General features: G+C 71.0%; 13 protein-coding genes. 9 read left to right on the top strand and 4 right to left on the bottom strand.

From position 1 onward, the window contains the following. Positions 1–43 precede the first annotated feature (43 nt). Positions 44–2,653, bottom strand: a complete 2,610-nt coding sequence (locus tag ACFQ8Y_RS20830; RefSeq protein WP_430586626.1) for a hypothetical protein — start codon at positions 2,651–2,653, stop codon at positions 44–46. Positions 2,654–2,903: 250 nt separating this feature from the next. Here ACFQ8Y_RS20830 and ACFQ8Y_RS20825 point away from each other — a divergent pair, with 250 nt between their 5' ends. The 5 genes from ACFQ8Y_RS20825 (at position 2,904) to ACFQ8Y_RS20805 (ending at position 9,501) form a co-directional block, all read left to right on the top strand. Continuing rightward, the gene (locus ACFQ8Y_RS20825; protein ID WP_430550293.1) at positions 2,904–3,929 is read left to right on the top strand and encodes a LacI family DNA-binding transcriptional regulator; all 1,026 of its coding nucleotides are present in this window, start codon (positions 2,904–2,906) and stop codon (positions 3,927–3,929) included. 160 nt (positions 3,930–4,089) lie between these two features. Next, complete coding sequence (locus ACFQ8Y_RS20820; protein ID WP_430586625.1) at positions 4,090–6,204, top strand: alpha-galactosidase; 2,115 nt, start codon at positions 4,090–4,092, stop codon at positions 6,202–6,204. Positions 6,205–6,269: 65 nt separating this feature from the next. Further along, entirely contained in the window at positions 6,270–7,595 is a 1,326-nt protein-coding gene (locus tag ACFQ8Y_RS20815) for an ABC transporter substrate-binding protein (protein ID WP_430586624.1), read from the top strand. A 74-nt stretch (positions 7,596–7,669) separates the two neighbouring features. Further along, on the top strand, positions 7,670–8,614 hold the full coding sequence (locus ACFQ8Y_RS20810; RefSeq protein WP_430550290.1) for a carbohydrate ABC transporter permease: 945 nt from the start codon (positions 7,670–7,672) through the stop codon (positions 8,612–8,614). After that, positions 8,611–9,501: a carbohydrate ABC transporter permease gene (locus tag ACFQ8Y_RS20805; protein ID WP_430586623.1), complete on the top strand. Its 891-nt coding sequence runs from the start codon at positions 8,611–8,613 to the stop codon at positions 9,499–9,501. The genes ACFQ8Y_RS20810 and ACFQ8Y_RS20805 overlap by 4 nt, the downstream gene beginning before the upstream one ends. Before the next feature lie 7 nt (positions 9,502–9,508). Here ACFQ8Y_RS20805 and ACFQ8Y_RS20800 read toward each other — a convergent pair whose 3' ends face one another. From ACFQ8Y_RS20800 to ACFQ8Y_RS20790, 3 genes are read right to left on the bottom strand one after another with little or no spacing between them, the layout of a single operon-like run. Beyond that, the gene (locus ACFQ8Y_RS20800; RefSeq protein WP_430586622.1) at positions 9,509–9,949 is read right to left on the bottom strand and encodes a MarR family winged helix-turn-helix transcriptional regulator; all 441 of its coding nucleotides are present in this window, start codon (positions 9,947–9,949) and stop codon (positions 9,509–9,511) included. Further along, positions 9,946–10,890 (bottom strand): alpha/beta fold hydrolase, encoded by a 945-nt coding sequence (locus tag ACFQ8Y_RS20795; protein ID WP_430586621.1) that lies wholly within the window; start codon positions 10,888–10,890, stop codon positions 9,946–9,948. Before ACFQ8Y_RS20795 ends, ACFQ8Y_RS20800 begins: the two co-directional genes overlap by 4 nt. A 33-nt stretch (positions 10,891–10,923) precedes the next feature. After that, a complete protein-coding gene (locus tag ACFQ8Y_RS20790) occupies positions 10,924–12,930 on the bottom strand; it encodes a hypothetical protein (protein WP_430586620.1) in 2,007 nt (668 codons plus the stop codon). Between the two features lie 834 nt (positions 12,931–13,764). On the opposite strand from ACFQ8Y_RS20790, the gene ACFQ8Y_RS20785 reads away from it, so the two are divergent. The 4 genes from ACFQ8Y_RS20785 to mobF all read left to right on the top strand — a co-directional run bounded on the left by ACFQ8Y_RS20785 (position 13,765) and on the right by mobF (position 20,637). Continuing rightward, positions 13,765–14,889, top strand: coding sequence for a hypothetical protein (locus ACFQ8Y_RS20785; protein WP_430586619.1), 1,125 nt, complete (start codon positions 13,765–13,767; stop codon positions 14,887–14,889). Between the two features lie 162 nt (positions 14,890–15,051). Beyond that, positions 15,052–16,374 carry a hypothetical protein gene (locus ACFQ8Y_RS20780; protein WP_430586618.1) on the top strand — a complete coding sequence of 441 codons (1,323 nt, stop codon included), beginning with the start codon at positions 15,052–15,054 and terminating at the stop codon, positions 16,372–16,374. Between the two features lie 30 nt (positions 16,375–16,404). Continuing rightward, positions 16,405–17,217, top strand: a complete 813-nt coding sequence (locus ACFQ8Y_RS20775) for a GIY-YIG nuclease family protein (protein ID WP_430586617.1) — start codon at positions 16,405–16,407, stop codon at positions 17,215–17,217. A gap of 78 nt (positions 17,218–17,295) precedes the next feature. Next, entirely contained in the window at positions 17,296–20,637 is a 3,342-nt protein-coding gene (gene mobF, locus ACFQ8Y_RS20770; protein WP_430586616.1) for a MobF family relaxase, read from the top strand. Positions 20,638–20,790: the final 153 nt, after the last annotated feature.

The raw sequence follows: 20,790 nt of genomic DNA, 5'->3' as shown, positions 1-20,790 counted from the left end.
GCCCCGAGCTCGCGCTCGGGGCGGGCGCCCACAGCAGGTGCGGTCAGGCCCGGCCGGTGACCCGCTGGGTCGTCGGCTCGCCGGTGACCAGCGGCGCGATCGTGATCGCGTCGATGTTCGGCGCGAAGGCGTCCGGGTTGCCGAAGCGCAGCGGCTGGTCCGCGGTCGCGAGGGTCACCGGGACGGTGCGCTCCCAGAAGCTGTCCCACGAGAACGTGTAGCGGACGTGGGTGGCCCCGGCGACGGCGCCGCCCTCGATGACCTGCAGCTCCCGGTCGACGACCTGGGGGTTGTAGTCGTGCTTCCCGGACAGCTCCGCGTTGGCGTACCGCACGGTGACGTCGTAGTCGCCGGCGGCGGCGAAGCCGGCGGCGCGGGCGATCTCGAGGTAGTTCTCCTCGCCGTCGCCGAGCCACTCCACGACCTTGCCGCCCGAGGCGTTGGACCCCGACGCGGCGGACTTCGTGGCGACGACGGCCGTGCCGTGGAGCGCGGCGTCCTCGGCCTGGACGGTGACGGCCGCGTCGTCCGGCGCGCGCGTCGTCGTCACGGAGCCGACGAACGACCCGGCGTCGGAGGCGAGCTCGAGCTCGTTGATGCCCTCGGCGAGGTGGACGCGTGCCGTGGAGGTCCAGGCCCCAGGTCCGCGGACGCCGAACGACGTGGCCGCGCGCCCGTTGACCGTCAGGGTGAGGTCGGACGCCCGGGTGGTGGTGTGCCGCACGGTGACGTCGTAGTAGCCCGACTCCATCGCGGTGGCGTACACCTCCGCGCGCTGCTCCTCGCCCTGGACGCGGGCGAAGCCGCGGGCGTTGCCGCGGTCCCAGTCCAGGCGGGCTCCGCCGGACAGGCGCATGGTGCTCGCCGGGTAGGCGGTGGGCTCGCCGTCGCTGACGTCGGTCAGGACGAGCTTGTCGAGCGTGATGTCGGCGTTCGGCAGCAGGGTGCTGCCGTCCTCGCTGGCTCGCAGCGACAGGACGTGCTCCCCGGCGGTGAGCTCGACCTGCACCTCGGTGCTGCCGCGGTACTGCCACTTCTGGGCGCTGGTCAGCGCGAGGTCGGCGGTGTACTGGACCGGCTGGTCGAGCGTGCCGTCGACGAAGAGCGCGTGCCGCCCGGGCACGCCCGGCGTGGCGCCGATGACCTGCAGGCGGTAGGTGCCGTCGCGGGGCACGGTCACCGTCCAGTCGGCGCGCGACGTCGCCTTGTTGAACGAGCCGACGTCGCGGCCGCCGGAGGCGAGGAACTTCCAGCCGCCGCCCTCCTGCGGGTCCTGGGTGTAGACCTGGGCGTCGGTGAGCTCGGTGTCCTCCGCCTCGACGCTCGTCGTCCAGACGTCGGGCCCCGGGTCGGTGCCTCGCGCCGGCGTCACGACGACCTGGTACGCGGCGTACCGGTCGTAGGGGTCGAGGTCGAGCTTCAGGCCGCCGTCGCGCACCTTGGCACCGTCGATCCTCTGAACCACGCGCGGGGTGTTCGCGAGCCCCTGCGCCCCGGAGAGCGTCACCTCCCGCACCTCGACGTCGACCTTCTGGCCGAAGGTGCGGCGGTCGAGACCGGACAGGTCGAGGCGGACGTCGTCGTCGGTGCCACCGAGCAGGACGGTCGCACGGCGGTCGTCCTCGTCGATCGCGCCGATGCCCTGCAGGGTGTCGACGGTGTCGGGGTGCGGCGGGTCGACCTGGACGGTCTGGCTGCCCTCGAGGTCCCCGTACCACTTGAACATCCACCAGCCGGCGTTGGCGCCGCCGGCGCGGGCGGTGTTGTCGGACAGGTTCCCCGCGTAGTTCCAGTAGGCGGTCTGGGCGTCGACCTTCTCGTCCTCGAACATCGACAGCCACTGCACGAGCTGGCCGGGCACGCCCATGTCGCGCAGCATCCCGTACTCGGTGATGTTCACGTGGATCGGGTCGATGCCGAGGTCCTGCTCCAGCTGCCGGTAGTCGCGCATGTGGGAGCGGAAGGTGGCGAGGTTGTCGATGCCGAGCTCGTGCCAGATGAACACGTCCGGCAGGACGTCGTGCGCCTTGGCGTAGGTCAGGTAGTCGGCCGACCGCTCGGGCTGCCAGCGGGTGTCGCCGGGGCCTCCGATCCGGGCGCGGCCCAGCCCGTGCCGGTCGTAGACCTCCTGGATCTTTTCGTACGTGGCCTGCCAGTCCGTGAGGAACTGGTCCTTCTGCGCCGCCCAGTCCGGGTACCAGTTGCCGCCGTCGGGCTCGTTGAACGGGATGAACAGGTACTTCTCGGGGTGGTCGGACTGGGTGGCGACGGCCTCGGTGACGAACTCGACGATCTCGAGGTAGTCCCACACGCCGTTCGGCTCGTCGACGTAGGTGCCCGTGGCCTGGTCGTAGGTGCGGGCGTCGCCCGGGCGCTTGCCGCCGTTGTAGGACCAGTCGGGGTAGTAGTCCTGGATGTAGATCGCCAGCTCCTGGCCGTGCTTGGCGAAGAACCCGTCCTCGATCGTCAGCGCGTCGCCGCTGGGGTGCTGGGTGCCGTACGGCGCCTTCTGGGACGAGTTGGTGATGTGGGCGCCGTCGATGAGCGCCTGCGTGGGCACGCCGTCGTCGCCGAAGCCGTACAGGGTGCCGGTGGCGCCTCCGCGGAAGTCGCCGGTCGTGCGGGCGAAGTCGACGGCGAGGACGTCGGTCACGGGTTCTCCTTCGTCGGTGGCGGGCGCCGCCCATCCTGCCTGGGCGGAAAGGCTGAGCGCAGCGAATGCCGCGACGGCGAGGGCGCCTCGCCGGGCGCCGATCTGATGCACGCTTTCACGTGGCTGGGGCACGATCCACTCCTTCGTAGGTCTGATGGCGCCTGGACAGTCGACGTCGGGCGCCGAGTGCCATGAAAGCGTGAATCATGCTCGACCACAAGAGCGGGCCGTGGTCGCGTAACCTTGCGGCGTGAGCCAGGTCCCGAGGGTGAAGCCGCCCGTCATCGCCGACGTCGCCCGGGTCGCCGGCGTGTCGGTGCCCACCGTCTCGCGCGTGCTCAACGGGACGGTGCCGGTCAGCGCGGAGCGTCGGGAGCGGGTCATGGCGGCGGTCAAGAAGCTGGGCTTCCGGCCCAACGGCGCCGCCCGGTCGCTGGCGAGCCAGGCCGGTTCGATGATCGCCGTGTTCGCGGGCAACACGACGCGCTACGGGTACGCGGCCACGATCCAGGGCATCGAGGAGGCCGCGCGACAGGCCGGCTACATGGTCGTCATCTCCGTGGTGGAGACGGCCGACGGCCCCACCGTCGAGCGGGCCATCGACCATGCCCTCGGCCAGCCGCTCGCGGGCGCGATCGTCCTGGAGTTCGACCCGCCCGGCGTGGCGGCGCTCGCGCAGATGCCCTCGTGGCTGCCCGCCGTCGCGGCCGCCTCCGGCGGGTCGTCGGACGAGGCCATCTCGCACGCGTACATGGACGACCGGCACGCGGCCACCCAGGCGACGCGCTACCTCCTCGACCTGGGGCACCGCACCGTCCATCACGTGGCGATCCCGTCCATGGGGGTCGAGAGCGCGCGCATGGTCGGGTGGCGCGAGGCGCTGCGCGACGCCGGGATCGAGCCGCCGCCGGTGATCCACGCGGGCTGGGACCCCCTCGCCGGCTACGACGCGGGGGTCCGCCTGGCGCGCGACGCGTCGGCGACCGCCGTGCTCGCCGGGAACGACGAGCTCGCCATCGGCGTCATGAAGGGCCTGGTCGACTCCGGGCGCTCGATCCCCGGCGACGTGAGCGTGATCGGTTTCGACGACCACCCGCTGAGCCAGCTGTGGGTGCCACCCCTCACCACGGTCCGCCAGGATTTCGTGGGTCTGGGCCACCAGGTGTTCGGGCTGCTCGTCGGGCGGATGGACGCGGGGGAGCCGCGACCCTCGGTGCGCATGATCCCCGACCTCGTGGTGCGCCAGTCGACCGGGCGCCCTGCCGCCTCGAGCTGACCCGGATCCTCCGTTCGCGCCGGCTCGCCGACGCCGTGGCCTGAAACCGAAGATCAGATATCCCTGGTTCACCCGGCATCCGTGCTTGCATTTTCAGATGATCGACGCTTTCATAGCGTCATCGACGATGCGCCATGGTGGCGAAGGAAGCGAGGCAGAGATGCCGGATCGGGCCGACGTGGGCCGCGAGCTGATGACGTGGGGTGACGGGGCCCTGCGGCTGGTCGTGCGCCGCCCCCTGGACGGCCCGGTCGCCGTGTCCCTGGTTCCGGCCGGCGAGCGGCCCGGCCCGGCGGTGCAGCCGCTGGTCGAGATCCTCGCCGTCGGGCACGGGCACCGCTCCGCGAACCTGCGGAACACGGCCACCGAGATCGGCGCGCGGCTGCGGTACGTGAGCCACGAGGTGACCGAGGACCGCGGCTGGCAGCGCCTGGAGGTCGTGCAGCGCGACGAGGTCAGCGGGCTGGACGTGCGGTCCACCCTCCGCGCCCGGACCGGGGGGACCTCGGTGCAGGCCTGGACGACGGTCCGCAACGCCGGCGCGGCCACGGTCCGGCTGCAGGCGGTGTCGTCGCTCATGCTCGCGGACCCGTGCGGCCCCGACGGGCTCGACGACGCCGTGTCGATCGAGGGCGACGGCGAGTGGCTCGGCGAGTGGCGGTGGTCGTCGACGCCGGTGCGCGGCCAGACCGGGCTGCCCGCCCTCGGGCTGGCGTCGCACCAGCGGCAGGACTCCCGCGGTGCGCGGGCGGTCGTCAGTCACGGCACCTGGTCGTCGGGGGAGCACCCGCCCGCCGGGGTGCTCACCACGGCGACGGCGAGCCTGGCGTGGCAGGTCGAGCACCCCGGACCGTGGCGGACGGAGCTCGGCGTCCGGCTCGGCGCGGACGACCGCGAGGCGCTGGTGCTGGGCCTGCTCGGCCCCACCGACGCCGACCACGCCTGGCTGCGCAGCCTGCGGCCCGGCGAGGAGTTCGCCTCGGTGCCCGTGTCGGTCGCCTGGGCCGACGGCGACTGGCAGGCCGCGGTGGGCGAGCTGACGCGCCACCGCCGCGCGGACCGTCGTCCGGCCCGCGCCGCCGGGGCCGTCGTCTTCAACGACTACATGAACACGCTCATGGGCGACCCCACGACCGACAAGCTCCTGCCGCTGATCGCGGCGGCGGGCGAGGTCGGGGCCGACTACTTCTGTGTCGACGCCGGCTGGTACGACGACGGTGGCGACTGGTGGGACTCCGTGGGGGAGTGGCAGCCGTCGCACGTGCGGTTCCCCGACGGCGGTCTCGACCGGGTGCTCGACGCGATCCGGGCCGCCGGCATGGTGCCCGGGCTGTGGCTCGAGCCCGAGGTGATCGGCGTCCGCAGCCCGCTCGCGGCGCAGCTCCCCGAGGACGCGTTCCTGCAGCGCCACGGCACGCGGATCGTCGAGCACGGCCGGTACCTGCTGGACCTGCGCGACGAGCAGGCGCGCAAGCACCTGGACGACGTCGTCGACCGGCTTGTCGACGAGCACGGCGTCGGCTACTTCAAGCTCGACTACAACGTCACGCCCGGTCCCGGCACCGACCGGGACGCCGACAGCGTCGGCGACGGGCTGCTGCGCCACACCCGGGCGTACCTGACCTGGCTCGACGGCGTGCTCGCCCGGCACCCGCGCCTGGTCGTGGAGAACTGCGCGTCCGGGGCGATGCGCGCCGACAACGGCCTGCTGTCCCGGCTGGAGCTCCAGTCGACGACGGACCAGCAGGAGCCGCTGCGCTACCCGCCGGTCGCCGCCGGCGCGCTCGTGGCCGTGCTGCCCGAGCAGGCGGGCAACTGGGCCTACCCGCAGCCGTCCATGTCCGACGCCGAGATCGTCTTCACCATGGTGACCGGGCTGTCCGGCCGGCTGTACCTGTCCGGGCAGCTCGACGGGATGGACGAGGCCCAGCGCGCGCTCGTGGCCGAGGGCGTGCGGGCCGCGCGCGCCTGGGACGACGAGGCGCGCGGCGCCGTGCCGGTGTGGCCGCTGGGCCTGCCGGACTGGGACGCGCCCTGGGTCGCCGTCGGGCGGGCCACCGCGGACGAGACCGTGCTGGCCGTCTGGTGGCGCGGCGGGGACGAGCCCGAGATCTCCGTCCCGGTGCCGCAGGGCGCCGTCGAGACGGTCTACCCCGCCGACGGCCCGGCGTCCGGGCTCGAGGCGCACGCCGAGGACGGGCGCCTGAGGCTGCGTGCGGCCTCGGGCGAGCCGGCTGCGCGAGTACTGAGGATCCGCCATCAGGACGTGCGGTAGCACCACCGTCGTCCAGCCAGGTCCCGGCGTCGTCGATGACGCCGGACGAGTTCCGAGGAGCTGATATGAAGAAGTATCTGACCGGCGCGGCCGCCGCAGCAGCAGTGGCGGCGCTGACACTGACCGGCTGCAGCGACCCCACGGCGGGCGGTGGCAGCGACGGGGGCGCCACCCAGGCCGCGGACTGGCCGGAGCAGACCGCCGACCTCACCGGCACCACCCTGACGATCTGGGCGGCCCAGAACTCCAACACCGTGCCCGAGGCGGTCACGGCGGCGTTCGAGGAGGCCACCGGGGCGAAGGTCGAGATCGTCACGATCCCCGACCCGTACGAGCAGGGCATCCAGACCAAGGTCGCCACCGGCGACAAGCCGGACCTCGCGTTCTGGCAGCCGACGGCGTCGATGCTCACCGCGCTGAACGCCCCCACGAACCTGCAGCCGCTCGACGACGCGCCCTGGCTCGACTCCTACAGCCCCGAGGTCAAGGACATCACCGGCACGCTCGACGGCACCCGGTACGCGGCGCTGATCACGAGCCCGGCGGTACAGGGCGTCTACTACAACAAGAAGGTCTTCGCCGAGCACGGCATCGAGGACACCCCGAAGAGCTGGGACGAGTTCGTCGAGCTCGGCCGCACGCTGAAGGGCGAGGGCGAGACCCCGTTCTTCGAGATGGCCGGCGACCGGTGGGCGACCCAGTGGTGGGTGCAGGTGCAGCTCGCCGACGCCGCGGCCGACGGTCTGTGGGACCGCGTCAACACCGGCGAGGAGAAGTTCACCGACCCGACGATCCTCGGCGCGATCGAGACCTACCAGGGCCTCATCGACGACGGCCTGTTCAACGACGACATCAAGACCGCCACGCTGGAGGACCAGGCCGACGCGCTGCTCGCCGGCGACGCGGCCATGGCCGTGCAGGTCAACTCGTTCTTCGGCCAGCTCCAGGCCAAGGCGGACACCGCGGAGCTCGACGACACGATCGGGTTCTTCCCGATCTCGCCCGGCGGCAACGTCGCGACCGTCATCCCCGACCAGTCCAACGCGCTCGTCGCGTTCAAGACCGGGGACGCGACGCGCGAGGCCGCGGCCCGCCAGCTGCTGTCGTTCTGGCTCGGGGACGGCTACGCCGACTTCGTCGCCGACCGCGAGACCGTCTCGCTCCAGCCCGACGTGCCCACGCCCGACGGCGTGCCGCAGGCGCTGCAGGACGTCCATGCCTCGCTCGCCGACTCCGTCGGGTCGATGCAGTCGCTCGCCGTGGCCAACCCCGACCTGTACATCTACCTGGCCGACATGATCCAGGGCACCACCACGCCCGAGCAGGTCGCCCAGCAGACCCAGGACCAGTTCGCCCAGCTCGCCCGCGCCCAGGGCGTCGAGGGCTTCTGATCCCGGCCTGAGACCAGCCGCGGTGCCGGGGCGGGCGTGCGCCCGCCCCGGCACCCCTGAAAGGTGATGCACCGATGACCGCGACCCTCAGCACCGGCGCCCCGGCCCGCCCGGCGGCGAAGCCCCGGCGCGCCGCGCCCGGCAGGGACGAACGCACCCGCAAGAACCACCCCGCGTGGTTCCTCGTGCCGGCCTTCGTCGTCCTGGGCGTGTTCTTCTTCGTCCCGACGATCTTCAACTTCGTCTACGCGCTCACGGACTGGTCGAGCTTCAAGTCCTCGATCTCGTTCGTCGGGCTGCGCAACTTCGCCGACCTGCTCAGCAGCGGCACGCTGCTGGCCTCGCTGCGGATCACGCTCGTCTACGCCGTGCTCGTCGCGATCTTCCAGAACCTGTTCGGGCTGCTCCTCGCGCTCCTCCTCGAGCGCGACACCCGCGTCAACCGGTTCGCGCGGGTCATGTTCTTCATCCCCGTGATCATGTCGGCGCTCGCGGTCGGCTACGTCTTCCAGGCGATGCTCAAGCCGGACGGCGCGGTCAACGGGGTCCTCGGCACCCTCCTCGGCACCGACGTCACGATCCCGTGGCTGGGCAGCACCACGTGGACGCTGCTCGTCGTCGCCCTGATCCACTCCTGGAAGTGGATGGGCCTGTCGATGCTCATCTACCTGGCCGGGCTGAAGACCATCAACGAGGACGTGCTCGAGGCCGCCCGCCTCGACGGCGCCTCCGCGTGGCGCACGTTCCGCGACATCCGCTTCCCGCTGCTGGCGCCGGCCATCACGTTCAACGTCGCGACCGCCCTGCTCGGGTCGATGAACGGCTTCGACATCGTCCAAGCCACCACTGGCGGCGGCCCCGCCCGCACCACCGAGCTGCTCAACATCTTCATCTTCCGCACGTTCGGCCAGGGCCTGTTCGCGCAGGCCACGACGATGAGCCTCGTCCTGTTCGTCGTGGTCGTCGCCCTCGCGTTCCCCGTCATCCGCACCCTTCGCAAGCGGGAGGAAGTCCTGTGACCGCGCAGACCGCTCACCTGAGCACCCGCACCCGCACCCGCACCGTGCGTCGACCGACCGGCGGGCGGACCGGGGGCTGGCGTCGGGTCCAGCCCGTCGCCGCGCTGCTCGCCGTCGTCGTGCTGATCGGCATGCCGCTGTGGATCGTCGTCGTCACGGCCGGCAAGACCCAGGCCGAGGCGCTCAACCCCAACCTCTCGCTGCCCACCACGTGGCAGTACCTCGAGAACTTCTCCGCCGTCTGGGACCAGGGCCGCGTGCCCGCCGGTTTCTTCGGCAGCCTGCTGATCATGGTGCCCGCCGTCATCGGCGTGCTCGTGCTCGGTTCGCTCGCCTCCTGGGTGCTGGCCCGTCGCACCACCCGCGGCTATGCCGTGCTCTACGCCCTGGCGATCAGCGGCATCGTGCTGCCCCCGGCCGTCGTGACCATCGTGCTGCTGTTGCGCCAGCTCGGCCTCGCCGGCACGGCCATCGGCATGATCGGCGTCTACATGGGCATGTACATGTCCACGGTGATCTTCTTCGTCACGGGGTTCGTGCGGACCATCCCGCACGAGCTGGAGGAGGCCGCCCGCGTGGACGGCGCCGGGCCCCTGCGCGTCTTCGGCACGATCATCCTGCCGCTGCTCGTGCCCGTGCTCTCCACCGCCACGATCCTGATCTGCCTGTACGTGTGGAACGACGTCTTCTACGCGTTCTTCGTCGTCGGCGGGCGGCTCGACACCCTGCCGCTCAACCTGTTCCAGGTGGCCAGCGCGGGGCTCTACCTCGACAACTGGCACCTGATCTTCGCGTACGTGATCCTCATGAGCCTGCCGCTGCTGGTCGTCTTCGTCGTCGCGCAGCGCAAGATCATCTCGGGCATCACGTCCGGGGCGGTGAAGTAGTCCCCCCTCACCCCAGGGCGTGCCTCACGTGCTCGAGCCAACGGGCGACCGTGGCGAGCTCGTCGTCGGTGAAGCCGTCGGTGAGGCGGTCGTTGACCTCGGCGAGGGCTGCGCGGACGTCGTCCAGCGCGGCGGTGCCGGTGGGCGTGAGGTCGAGGCGGACGGTGCGGCGGTCGTCGGGGTCGGCACGACGGCGCACGAGGTCGGCGCGCTCCATGCGGGCGAGCAGGCCGCTGGCGCCGGCCGGGGAGGCCTCCAGGGCGGCCGTCACCTCGCCGACCGTCGCGCCGGGGTGGTCGGCGAGGTGCAGCAGCACGCCGGCGGCGGGGGCGCCGATTCCCTGGCCGCCGTTCCCCGCGGTGTGCGCGCCGCGCCGCGCGATCCAGCGCCGCAGCTGGCGCTCCGCCGCGATGGTGAGGAACACCAGACGCGGCGGGCGGCGCGTCATCGGCGCGGCTTCCTGGCGCGGAAGCGAACGTTCCCGTCCTCCTGCGTCGGCGCGGCCTCGGCGCGGGCGTCGAGCCAGGCGAGGAGCTCGGGCCACAGCGTGTCGCGCAGGCCGCGGCGGAAGAAGCCCAGGTGCCCGATCGTCTCCACGCCGCCGTCGGCGGGGCTCCACGTGCGTCGCTCGACGCGGGCGGCGGTGAGGCGGTCGGTGATCGCGTCGATCTGCGCGGGCGTGGCCCACGGGTCGTCGGTGAACCCGACGGCGAGGACGTCGCCGGTGACGCGCGCGGCGTCCTCGGTGGCGGTCATGGTCGGGTCGTCGAAGAAGTAGTGCGGCATGGTCGACCAGCGGCTCCACTCGAGCATCGCGGCGGCGGGCATGTCCTCCCCGAGGCCCATGCGGCGGCCGGGGACGTAGCCCAGCAACCGCGCCGCCGCGGGCCCGAGCGCCCGCAGGATCATCCGGACGCGTGCCCGCTCGGCGCGGTCGGGGATCGTGGACGTCGCGGCGACGTGCGACGCGACCGTGACGAACCCGGCCAGGCCTCGCGAGCCGTTCCCCAGCGCCAGCGCGTGCCCGCCGATGCTGTGCCCGATGGCCAGCTGCGGCACGTCGCCGAACCGTGGGCGCGCCCACGCCGCGACCGCGGGGACGTCGTCGGACATCCAGTCCCGCATCCGCAGGCCGCGATGCTCGCGCGGGCTGCCCGACCGGCCCGTGCCGCGGTAGTCGTACGTGACGGCCACGTACCCGTGTTCGGCGAGGAACTCCGCGAAGCCGGTGTACAGGCGCTCGGGCACTGCCGTCGCAGGGTGGATCACCACGACGCCGCGGGGCGACTCGTCCGCGAGCTTGCGCACCGTGCCGACGACCCACCCGCCTGCCGGGATCTGGATCCGCAGCTCCTCGGACTCGACCGTCGACGTGTCGTCACTTCGCATGCGAAGTACCCTAGCGGCCGATCCGCGCGCGTCTCAGAGGATCTTGATCGAATGAGCCCCGGCGCTGGCCGCGGTCAGGTACCTCGCGGCCGTCGACGAGGGGGTGAACGACACCGTGACGGGGTACGTCCGAGGACCACGCTTCTTGGGCAGGGACACGACGACCTTGCCCTTGTTCGACGCAGTGAGCGACACCTTCTTGGTCGTCGTGCCGACCTTGACGGTGACGGTGCCGACGGGTGCAGTGACGCCGGCGGCCTTGACGGCGACGGCCACCTTCGGTGTCGTCGTGCGGCGGATCGTCGTGGCCGCCGGTGTCCCGGTGACGGTCGGCTTGACCTTCGGCACGACCGCGGTCGACCCCGTGGTCGCCGAGGCGCTGGTGTAACCGGCCTTGGTCGCAGTGACCTTCACGCTCAGGCGTGCGCCGACGTCCGAGGTGGTGACCCGGTAGCTCGACGCGGTCGCTCCTGCGATGGACTTCCCGGACCGGAGCCACTGGTATCGAACGGTGATGCCGCTCGTCGACCACTTGCCTGCGATGGCGGTCAGGAGCGACCCGACCTTCGCGCTGCCGCCGAAGGTCGGCGCGGTCGTCGCGCGGGGCGCCGGGCCGGGAAGGACCTTGGCAGGAGCGGTCGTCGACGTCGCGTCACGGTAGCCGTCGTGGCGCGCCGTGATTCTCACGGAGAGCTGGTGTCCGAGGTCTGCGGCGATCGGCCGGTACGACGACGACGTGGCGCCTTGGATCGCAGCGCCGTCCCGGAGCCAGGTGTAGGCGTAGGTGGCGTTCGGCACGTTCCATATTCCCGACTTCACACTGAGCGCGGTGCCGACCGTCGGCGGACCGGAGAGGGTCGGCCGCACGGTGTTCGTCATGGTCACGGCGATGTCAGCGCCCGTGACGGTCGAGTCGCAGTCTTGGACGGTGACGGTCTTCCCGGACGTCGTGTCCCCGCCGTGGTAGTAGGTGGCCGAGATCTTGGGGTCGTAGCTGAAGCCCTCGGCGGACACCGAGTACCTCCCGGGAGCAAGCCCGGTGATCTCGAACGTGCCGTCTTCGTCGCGCGAGCTCGACCGGCTCGACGAGTCGTCATCGAGGTTCGTCGCCGAGATGCCCCACAGCCTCATCTGGGGCCATCCGTCGAGCCCGGTCACCCGGCCCGAGATCGAGCCGCATGCCGTGAGCGTGACGTCGACGTTCTCGGTGATCTCGCCGCCGACGAGGGCCACCGGCGTGGCGCCGTTCATGCCGAGCGACCCGCCGGCACCGTCGTAGAACCTTGAGGCGAAGCCTTCTCCGCCGTCGAACTTCACGAGGTAGTTTCCCGGCGCGATCCCGGCACGGTCGAGCGACCGCCCTGAGATCACGTAGCCGCCCCCTGCCCCGGTCGGCCATGCGTCCGCGTCGTACGCGTGCCGCCCGTCCGTCGTGTAAAGGGTCACTCCCCGGGCGAACTGCGGATCGAGCGTGGGGCCGTCGATCCGGCCGGTGATCCGCCCTCCCGGGAGCGCCTCCAACGAGAGGTCGAGCTGCGCCCCCGGCGTGATGTCGATCAGCTCGGCGGCGTCGGCGTCGGCGACGCCGGGATAGTAGGTCGGAAGGTAGCCCACCCGGCCCGCGTTGGCGTCGACCCTGAGGCGCCACTGCCCGAACACTCGGGTCCGGAACGTGTAGACCTCCGCCGACGAGATCCCCCAGTAGTCGGCACGTACCGTCCCGTCCGAGCCCTCGAGGTTCGCTGTTCCGATGCCCCAGACATCACCGTCGATTCCCGTCACGCGCACGGTGACGGAAGCGCTGGGCTGCGGCTGGTAGTCCACCCGCAGCAGCTGGGACCCGTCCCCGACCGTGACCGGGACATGATCGGCGGCCACGGCATCGTCAGCCTCGTCGCGGACCGTGACGAAGTAGTCGCCAGGCTCGAGGCCGTCGGCCGAGTACGCGTTCGCGGCCTGCACGCCATCGGACGGCAACCAGGTGCCGTCGTAGAGCCAGCCCGAACCGTGAACCGTGCCGTCGGCGTCCTCGACCGTCACCCACGGCCGGACAAAGTCGCAGTCGTCCGCGGCGACCTGTGAACAGTCCTTGTCGACGACGACCGTTAGGAGTCCGGAAGCGTCGTCGGCAAGCGCTGGGGCCGTCGAAGCCGCCACCATCGACATCGAGACCACCGCTGCGGCCACGATGCGTCCTGCACGTCCCACGAGTACCTCCGCTGTTAGGGCCATCGATGGCCCTCAGGGCACGCTCCGGGAACCCGTGGCGCAGCCGAAGAATAGGGCCGCCGACGGACATGCATCCCCACGCGAGCGGGTGAACTTGGCTAGGCCAGAACCACGGACGTCGCCAGCCCTCGCATGGGGCGTCGGACCGCGGGCAGCGACGAGTCGGCGGGCACACACTCCGCCGTCCGGCAGGAGCCCTCCCTGACCGTCAGGTGTGGCGGCGGTGCCGTATCAGCCTGGTCGAGGATCGCGGCCTACCCGACCGACCTTCCCGCCTTGAGGACTTGGGCGATCGCTCGGGCCAGGTCTCGAGGAGCCCGCGCGGTGACACGGGCGATGCGGTCCAGCTCGGCGCGGGCCCGTGCTCGCCGGACGTCTCGTTCCCTGCGCCGGAGCCAGTCGGCGAGGGAATCGACGTCGGACAGCACACGATCGCGCTCGGCTGCTCACGCCCACGAGTCTGACCTCGTTCTGCCGATCGTTGCTGACCTGTCGAACGCTCGGCCTGTGTGCGTCCCCCAGGTGAGTGGTCAAGCCCCTCTATCTGTGCGGCCTGGCCCTTGGTTTTTCGAACCCGGCGCGTCGCTCGCCCGAGTTGCCGAGCTTCAACCGTCCTGGGCTGCGCCCGGAGCATACGATCGTTCGATGGTGCACGTGCCGGCCTATGTCGCCGACCGGATCCGGCAGCCCGTCCCTGACGGGTGCTCGGTCGTGCCGGGATCCACTCCGATCGTCGTCTTTGGCGATGTGCGCACGGCCACCGTGGCGACCCTCGGCTTCAATCCGAGCAAGAAAGAGTTCGTCACCAACCACGGTGCGCCGGTGGACCCGCGCCGGCTCGCGACCTATGAGTCTCTCGGTGTCGAGACGCTCATGACGGCGACGGACGAGCAGGTCGCCCAAGTGCTGACCGAGTGCTACGAGTACTTTCAGCACTACCCGTACTGGACCTACTTCAAGCCGTCGGAGAACCTGCTGCAGACGACGGTAGGAGCCTCGTACCTCGACGGCACCGCGTGCCACCTCGATCTCATTCAGTGGGCGACCGACCCTGTCTTTGGCAAGTTGCCCGGGACGGTCCGCAAGAAGCTCGTTGCTGCTGATCAGGAGTTCCTCCGCCAGCAGCTCCTCTCCGAGAATGTCCGCCTGGTCCTCCTCAACGGTGCTGGCGTGATCGACGCCGTGAGGAAGATGGGCGTGGATCTCGTCGAGGCCGAGCCTGCTGTCGCCGATGACAGGGTTGCGAAGGTCGTCGTCGGGGAAGAGTACGGGGCCCGCTTCATCGGCTGGAACAGGTTTCTCCCGAGTGCCCGCGGCGTGACGAACGCGCTCAAGCAAGCGATCTACGCCCGGGTCAAGGATGAAGCGGCGAAGGCGGAGTTCACCCTTCATCCCGCGCCCGTGACGCCGTCTGACGGCCTCATCGAGCGCGGCGCGATCGTGACCACAACGGGCGAGTTGCACGCGCTCCTCAAGGACTGGACTGAGACCTCGAGCGCCGCCACGATCGGCGACGTCGGCACGTTCGGTGGCAAGGCGTGGCTGTCCTGGCAGCACGGTGCCCAGACGATCGTTCTCAACGCCGACACGAGCCGCGCCGCAGTGCTCGATTACCTCGCCTTCGCTGCCGAGCACGGAGTCGACGAACCGTGGCGCGTCGTGGCCAACGCGAAGGGCAAGGTGAACCGTGTCGTCTACCGTGACGACCTGAAGCTGACCGGTTGGTACTGCTACACGGCCAAGCCGTGGATGACACCGGGCGATCTCTGAACGCCGCCCGGGCGTGCTCACAGGCGTTCGCATTCGCCGCTCACGTGCTGCGGTGACCTGCTGTCAAAGTTTCACCCGGGGAGGGGGCAGTACGCGAGCTAGGAGGCGTCGACGTCCTCGAAGAAGTCCTACGCTTCGGGCAGCATACGAACAGGAGGACCCGTGGGCGCCGAGCTTGAGCTGGTCAGTGATGGCAGCGGTCTCGCTGTCGTCGGTGCGGAAGATACGATCGAGCAGTTCCTGCTCGACATCGACCTCGTCGTCACGGACTCGCGGCCTCTGGCGCAGGTGGCCGTGGAAGGTGTCCACACTGGTAGTGGCCTCGGCGGCCTGGCTCTGCAGGCTGGCGGACAGATCGCGGCCGAGTCGGGACGCTGGCTCAAGCTCACGGAGGAATCTGCGGCGAAGGTCCGCGAGTTCGGCCTGCAGGCGACCAAGGACAACCCGGCGATCAGTCACGCGATGATCGGTAAGCCCGGCGACGTGCAGTCCTGGATCCAGGTGGTCAACTCGCCGGCCGCACTCTTCGCGAACCCTGCAGCTCTCGCCTCGATCGGGACGATGATGGCCCAGCGCGAGCTGCAGCGGTCGATCGATGAGCTCCGTGAGTATCTCGCGCAGATCGACAAGAAGGTCGACGACATCCTGCGTGCGCAGAAGGACGGGGTTCTCGCCGAGATGATCGGGGTGTCCCTCCTGGTCGACGACGCCATCACGGTCCGTGACGAGGTCGGCCGGCTTCCGGAGATCACCTGGTCGAAGATCCAGGGCGGTGCGGCGACCATTGCCAGCACTCAGGCGTATGCGGTGCGGCGGCTCGATGCGCTGGCTGACGGGCTCGAGTCCGAGCAGGACCTCGGAGACCTGGTCAAGGCGACGCAGGGTGCCCGCACCTCCGTCGCGGAATGGCTCGCGGTGATCGCCCGCTCGGTCCAGGTGCAGGATGCGATCGACGTCCTCGAGCTCGACCGCGTCGCCGATGCGAACCCCGAAGAACTCGACCGGCATCGTGCCGGGCTGCGCCTGGCGCGTCAGAAGCGCCTCGACGTGATCGGCTCTGCGTGCGGCCAGCTCGTCGGTCGCATGAACGAAGCCTCGAGCAGGGCCAACCAGAAGGTGCTCTTCAACCCGTTCGCGTCACCGAAGGTCGTGGGCGCCAGCAACGACGTGGTTGGTGCTGTCCTTGAGCTCGAGAGGCGCCTCGATCTCGTGACCGAGTCGGAGACCGCCGAGGCGCGTCGTTGGCTCGCCGCCCTTGTGGATACCCGGGACCAGGCGGTCGGATCCGGGCAGGATGCGCTCGTCGCCGCACGACGGCGGAGTGCCCAGGCAGCCGAGAAGACCAGCGATCTGCGGGTCAAGGCGTTCGACGCAGGGACCGACGGCGTCGCCCGTGCGAGCGAGGCCACCAGCAGGTTCTTCGGTGGTCTCGCCGACCGGGCCCGTCGCCGCCAGGGCGCCGGTGACGAAGCGCGGGTCGACTGAGATGTCGAGCCTTCTTGGAGACCTGCACTGATGCCGCTGACGCTCGACCCGATCCTGCGTAGCGGAGGTATCGATCCCCACGGGGCGCTCGTGATCCGGCACGCGTACGTCAAGGAGCATGAGGCCACGGGCCTGCCCGGCATCCATGCCGACTCCACCGACGAGGAGATCCTCGCGTACACCCGCCGGCAGTCGGCAACTCCCCGGATCTTCCCTGCCGCACCGCCCGCCATCTGGGTGGTGTTCGTCCGCGAGGGAGGCGATCGGGCGCGCCTGTGGTCGGTGCTCGAGAACCGCGGCGAGGTCTCGAACGACGGCGCGTTCCGCACCTTCGACCTGGTCGTGTCGGAGCGACTCGCGGACCTGAGGGACCGGCTGGTGATCGGGTGGCGGTCCCCGCGCACGTGGCGGCTCAACGGCCCCACGGCCGCGGGCTACCCCGTGATGGAGATCGCCGACGCGCAGCCGGTGCCGTTTCCGGGGTTCGACCGGCTCATACTCGACCACGCGCAGCTCCAGGCGGTCATGCGCGAGCACCGCTACGCCGCGTGGCGCACCGCGCTGGCGTCCGTCGTCGGTGTCTACCTGATCACCGATACCCGCGACGGTCGGCACTACGTCGGCAAGGCCGATGGCGCGGAGAGCATTCGGCAGCGCTGGACCGCCTACGCGACCAATGGCCACGGTGGCAACGTCGAACTGCGCACCATCGACCCGACCAGCTTCCGCTTCTCTCTGCTGCGGGTGTTCGACCCGTCAACACCGACACGGGTGATCGACGAGGCCGAGAGCCACTTCAAGGTCGCCCTGGATTCGCGGACGCATGGTTTGAATCGAAACTGACTTCCGGCGCGGCATGGTGATCGCTGCGCCGACTCCGGCGAACGGTCCGCGTTGGGGTGAACTGCACACCTGTCAGGTGTGACGGTCTCGCTACGAGTGATCTCGGCCGGGCAGGGGTACGCGTACCTGCTGCGGTCGGTCGTGACTGGCGACGGGCACGAGCCGCAGGCGTCCGCGTTCACGCGGTACTTCACGGAGGCGGGTACGCCGCCCGGCGTCTGGATGGGGCGCGGCGTCTCGCAGTTCGGTGACGGTGCCCTGGAGCAGGGGATGACGGTGACGCCGTCGCAGCTGCAGGCGCTGCTGGGCCACGGAGTGGACCCGGTGACGGGTGAGCCGCTGGGGAGCCCGTTCCGCGAGTACCCATCGGCGGCAGACCGAGCGGCCGGTCGCGTTCACCGACTAGATCGTTCGCTGCCGGCGACGGAGTTCGATGCCGAGGTGGCGCGGATCCAGGCTCAGGAGGCGGCGCGCGGGAGCCAGACGGCGACGGCGGGGTTCGACCTGACGTTCTCGGTGCCGAAATCAGTGTCGGTGCTGTGGGGAATGGCGGACGCGACGACGCAGGAGCTGATCGTCGCTGCGCACCACGACGCCGTCGCGCAGGTGCTGGACTTCCTCGAGCGGGAGGTCGCCGCCACACGCACGGGGCACGGGGGAGTAGCGCAGGTCCCGGTGGTGGGGGTGGCGGCGACGGCGTACGACCACTGGGACTCGCGGGCGAACGACCCGCAGTTGCACACGCACCTGGTGGTCTCGAACAAGGTCAAGGCCGCTCACGACGGGCAGTGGCGCACGCTGGACTCGCGCGCCCTGCACCACGCGGTCGTCGCGCTGTCGGAGCACTACAACGCCGTTCTTGCCGACCGGCTCACGAACACGTTCGGGGTCGGGTGGGAGCGGCGCAACCGCAGGCCCGAACGGTCCACGCGATGGGAGGTCGCCGGCGTCCCCGACGAGCTGCTGGCGGAGTTCTCCGCCCGCAGCCGGGACATCGAGGTCGTCAAGGGGCGCCTCATCGACGAGTTCGTCACGTCGCACGGGCGCCGGCCGTCCGCGAGGCAGGTCGTGAAGCTGCGCGCGCAGGCCACGCTCGAGACGCGCCCCGAGAAGACCATCCACTCCCTGGCGGGGCTGACCGCGGACTGGCGGCGTCGCGCACAGCCCTTGCTCGGCAGCGAGCCGACGACCTGGGCGCGGCGCGTGGCACTCGGCGGGTCCGTACCGGTCCTCGGCGCGGACGCCGTTCCACCGGACCTGGTCGACGACGTCGCCGCGCAGGTCGTCGACGTCGTCTCGCAGAAGCGCGCCACCTGGACCCACTGGAATCTGTGGGCCGAGGCCTCCCGACAGACGATGGGATGGAGGATGGCGACCGCCGCCGACCGTGAGCAGGTCGTGGCGCTCGTGGTGGACGCCGCCACGCGGCGTTCCGTCCAGCTCACGCCCGGTGAGCTGGCCAGCACCCCCGCGGCGATGCGCCGACCCGACGGGACGAGCACCCTGCGCCCGCGACACAGCGAGAAGTTCACCAGCCACGAGCTGCTCGCAATGGAGGACGGCCTCTTGCGCCTGGCCGACGACGCTGGTGGGCCGGTCGTCGGACGGACGACGGCGTCGCGCGTCGTCGCTGGACGGACGCCCGACGGCGTGCGGCTCGAGGCCGAGCAGTCTCGCGCTGTCGCGCAGCTGCTCGCGTCGGGTCGGCGGGTGGATGTGCTCGTGGGCCCGGCCGGCACAGGCAAGACCACGTCGATGTGCGCCCTCGCGGCGGGGTGGATTTCGGCGCACGGGCGGGGGAGCGTTGTGGGGATGGCGCCGTCGGCCGCGGCGGCTCAGATGCTCGCCCACGACCTCCAGATCCCGTGCGACAACACCGCGAAATGGATCTACGACCACCGCCGCGGCCGCACAGACTTTGCGCCGGGCCAGCTGGTGATCCTCGACGAAGCCACACTCGCGTCTACCCGCGCCCTGGACACGATCGCGTCCCGCGCGGTGCAGGTCGGCGCGAAGGTGGTGCTCGTCGGCGACCCGGCTCAGCTGCAGTCCGTGGACGCGGGCGGCGCGTTCGCGATGCTGGTCTCGGCGCGCGGCGACGACGCGCCGCGGCTGGCCGAGGTGCACCGGTTCGTCCACGACTGGGAGAAGACCGCCTCGCTGCGGCTGCGGAACGGGGACCCGTCCGTCATCGACCAGTACGAGTCGCACGGGCGCATCCGCGAAGGCGGCACCGACGAGATGGTCGACGCCGCCTACACCGCCTGGCGACACGACACCGAGCACGGCAGGGCGAGCATCCTCGTGACCGAGACCGCCGATACCGTCCGACAGCTCAACGACCGCGCCCGCGCCGAACGCATCCGCTCCGGCCTGACCTCGGCCGGTCGCGACGTCGTCCTGCGCGACGACGCGCGCGCGTCTGCTGGCGACGTCGTCGTCACGCGCCGCAACGACCGCCGCCTACGCATGGGTTCGAACGGATGGGTGCGCAACGGCGACCGCTGGACCGTGACACATGTGCGCCTCGACGGCGGGCTGGAGGTCCGCCCCGAGGGGCGACGGCGGGGGAGCGTGGCGCTGCCCGCGGGCTATGTCGCCGAACACGTCGACCTCGGCTACGCCGTCACCGCCCACCGCGCGCAGGGAATGACCGTCGACACCGCGCACGTCGTCGTCTCGCCGGCCAGCACCCACGAGAACCTCTACGTGTCCATGACGCGAGGCCGCTACGCGAACACCGCCTACGTGGCCCTTGACCGGCCCGACCCGCTGCACGCCACCCCGCCCGACCCGGACGTCACCGCGCGCAGCGTCCTCTTCGGCGTCCTGAACCACACCGGCGCAGAGGTCTCAGCACATCAGGCGACCGAGAGCGAGCAGAACCGGTGGGCGAGCGTCGATCAGCTCGCTGCCGAGTACGAGGCCATCGCCGCCGACGCGCAACACAATCGCTGGACCGAGCTCGTGCGTAGCGCTCTGCGCGGCGTCGGCGGCCTCTCGCGCGACGACGCCGATCGGGCGGTGCAGTCCGAGGCGTTCGGGGTCCTCGCGGCGCGACTGCGGCGTGCGGAGGCGTACGGGTACGACGTCGACACGCTGCTACCGCGACTCGTCTCCCGGCGCAGCCTTCTTGACGCCGACGACGTCGCCGCGGTACTGACCGCACGCCTCGCGCGCGCAACCGCGCAGCCTCGACGAGGTGTGACGCCTGACCTCATTTCTGGCCGCATCCCCGCCGCCCGTGGCCCAATGCCGAAGGCCGTTGCTAGCGCCCTGGCGGAGCGCCGCATGCTCATCGAGAATGAGGCTGGCGGACAGAGGCCCGACGAAGCCATTGTTCGGCGTCGCAATGCGACAACCGCCGTTAGCGGACCCCGCCCCGCAAGCCGCACCGGCCTCGGCGTGAGCATCGTCTGAACGCCTAATCTGCTTGAGTCGATGGCGACGCCGAGGACTGCGGCCGCTGCGTCGATGGGTGACGCGTCACCCCAACCCCCCCCACACCCAGCCGAGACACAAGATAAAGAAGTCGCTAACCAACAAGATGAAGGGGACCACAAAAACAACAAC

Origin of the sequence: Isoptericola sp. NPDC056605 (assembly GCF_042792795.1) — a bacterium.
Taxonomy (GTDB): domain Bacteria; phylum Actinomycetota; class Actinomycetes; order Actinomycetales; family Cellulomonadaceae; genus Isoptericola.
This window is presented reverse-complemented; position numbering and strand designations above follow the sequence as displayed.

Bases quoted from the DNA above. Each gene is read 5' to 3' on its own strand.
- ACFQ8Y_RS20810 (WP_430550290.1), top strand. From the start codon at position 7,670: ATGACCGCGACCCTCAGCACCGGCGCCCCGGCCCGCCCGGCGGCGAAG.
- ACFQ8Y_RS20820 (WP_430586625.1), top strand. From the start codon at position 4,090: ATGCCGGATCGGGCCGACGTGGGCCGCGAGCTGATGACGTGGGGTGAC.
- ACFQ8Y_RS20785 (WP_430586619.1), top strand. From the start codon at position 13,765: ATGGTGCACGTGCCGGCCTATGTCGCCGACCGGATCCGGCAGCCCGTC.
- ACFQ8Y_RS20800 (WP_430586622.1), bottom strand. From the start codon at position 9,949: ATGACGCGCCGCCCGCCGCGTCTGGTGTTCCTCACCATCGCGGCGGAG.
- ACFQ8Y_RS20795 (WP_430586621.1), bottom strand. From the start codon at position 10,890: ATGCGAAGTGACGACACGTCGACGGTCGAGTCCGAGGAGCTGCGGATC.
- ACFQ8Y_RS20775 (WP_430586617.1), top strand. From the start codon at position 16,405: ATGCCGCTGACGCTCGACCCGATCCTGCGTAGCGGAGGTATCGATCCC.
- ACFQ8Y_RS20815 (WP_430586624.1), top strand. From the start codon at position 6,270: ATGAAGAAGTATCTGACCGGCGCGGCCGCCGCAGCAGCAGTGGCGGCG.